This window comes from Arthrobacter sp. 05L45_2, assembly GCF_056397525.1.
Map to the genome: position 1 here is coordinate 1 of NZ_JBFTNO010000329.1, position 1,792 is coordinate 1,792.

The 1,792-nt window shown below is 67.1% G+C and carries 2 protein-coding genes; one reads left to right on the forward strand and one right to left on the reverse strand.

What is annotated here, in order from left to right; all coding sequences use genetic code 11:
* On the forward strand, positions 1 to 706 hold a 706-nt coding region (locus AC1DHD_RS16095), incomplete at its 5' end, for an SGNH hydrolase domain-containing protein (protein WP_476880668.1).
* Between the two features lie 47 nt (positions 707 to 753).
* Here AC1DHD_RS16095 and AC1DHD_RS16100 read toward each other — a convergent pair.
* Positions 754 to 1,722 (reverse strand): DUF389 domain-containing protein, encoded by a 969-nt coding sequence (locus tag AC1DHD_RS16100; RefSeq protein WP_476880669.1) that lies wholly within the window; start codon positions 1,720 to 1,722, stop codon positions 754 to 756.
* Between the last annotated feature and the right edge of the window lie 70 nt (positions 1,723 to 1,792).

The following is a 1,792-nucleotide window of genomic DNA, read 5'->3' on the forward strand; positions in this document are numbered from 1 at the left end:
CTGTACAGGTGACCTCGAGCCGGAAGACCATTCACTCAAGGGCAACTGCTCGCAAAACTCACTGTCCGGCAAACCCACCAAGACCATCCTCGTGCTCGGGGATTCCCATGCCCAGCAATGGCAGGCAGCCATCGATGCGGCCGGCAAGCAGAACGGCTGGCGTGTGTACTCGATACTCCGGGCAGGCTGCCGCTACTCGATCTCCGCCCAGGGGCGTTCGATTCCGTGCGACACGTTCAACGCGGCTGTGACGGAGGAGGTCACCGACAATCCGCCGGACGCCATCATCACCGTGGGAACGGCGGCGGCGGTTTCCTCCCCGGCGGAAAAACTGTCCCCGTCCTTCGAAGCAACCGCAAGGTTCTGGACGGAACGGCACGTGGACGTCGTGGCCATACGTGACAACCCGCGTTTCAATTTCAACATTGCCGAKTGTGCGGCCGAGAAGGGGAGTGCCAGCCCGGACTGCGTGCGCGCCCAACGCGACGTGCTCGCGGCGAAGAGTCCCCTCTCGGCGCTGCGGGGCAAAATACCTGGGCTGTCGATCGTGGACATGACGGATCTGATCTGCGACGGAAAGTCATGCCCGGGCATCGTCGGGAACACCTTCGTCTACAAGGACAACAACCACCTGACCAGAACCTACGTGGCCTCCATGGCCACTGTCTTCGGCCAGCGTCTGTCCGAGGCGACCGGCTGGAAGTAACGTCCCTTCAGGGCTTCAGGGCTTCAGGGCTTCGGGGACTCAGGGCCTCAGGGCCTCAGGTGGTGTGCGTTGGGCTGCAGGGCGCCTGCGGCAGCCGGCGGCCGGCGTTTGGYGATGAGCCGGTAGAAGACCAGAACCGCCACTGCGGAGACCACAATCCCGGCAAGGTTCACGAACAGCTGCAGGGCCGAACCAGCCGCCTTCTGGTACTCGCCCAGGACCAGGGCCACCGCCACAAAACCGGCCGCCGGGACGGTGGTGACCGAGATGAACACGCCGATCAGGGCTGCGGAGCGCCGGCCGATTACCGACAGCATCCCCGCGGTGCCCGCCAGCAGGGCGACGATCAGCGAGTAAGGTCCCGGGTGGTAGATGAACTCGACGGCGGAGCCGCGGTCCAGGGCATCGGCAGGGAAAAGCCCCAGCGGAACGGAAAGCCACGCGGTGAAGGCCGCGGCCAGCATGGCCACGGGAAAACCCACACCCAGAGCGAGCGAGGCGCTGCGTCCCAGCCGCCACTGCCGCCGGACGAGGGCCACTGCCAGCGCGGCGAGCGGGCCGAATTCGGGGCCGACGGCCATGGCACCGACGATTGCGATGGTCGAATCGGTGACGATTCCGATCGCGGCCAGCTGCGTCGCCAGCGCCAGGAACGCCAGGAAGCTCCACGTCAGCCGGGATTCCTCCCCGGTCTGCCGCGAGACCTCGTCCCAGATCACCGCATCGGCGCCTTCCCCGGGCGCCGCCTCCACGGCCTTGTCCGCCCGATCGGACAGCACCAGGTCAGGGGTGGTGACCGAGATGGACCCGACGTCCTGGACGTTGAGGCCATGAAGCTGCTCGATCAACGCCTCGACTGATTCCCGGGCCGCCAGGACCAGGACGACGTCGCCGGCCGGCACCACCGAGGCGCCCGGGTGCAGGGCAACCTCCGCGACGCCCACCCCGGCGGAGCAGCAGTCCACCACCGCGGCGGAAAGCTTTTCCGGCACGCAAATCCGCAACTGGACGATCACTGGGCGGCCTCCTTCGACTCGTAACAGACTAGCCCCGCGGCGGCCGCCGGGACGCGTCGCCGGACCGTCC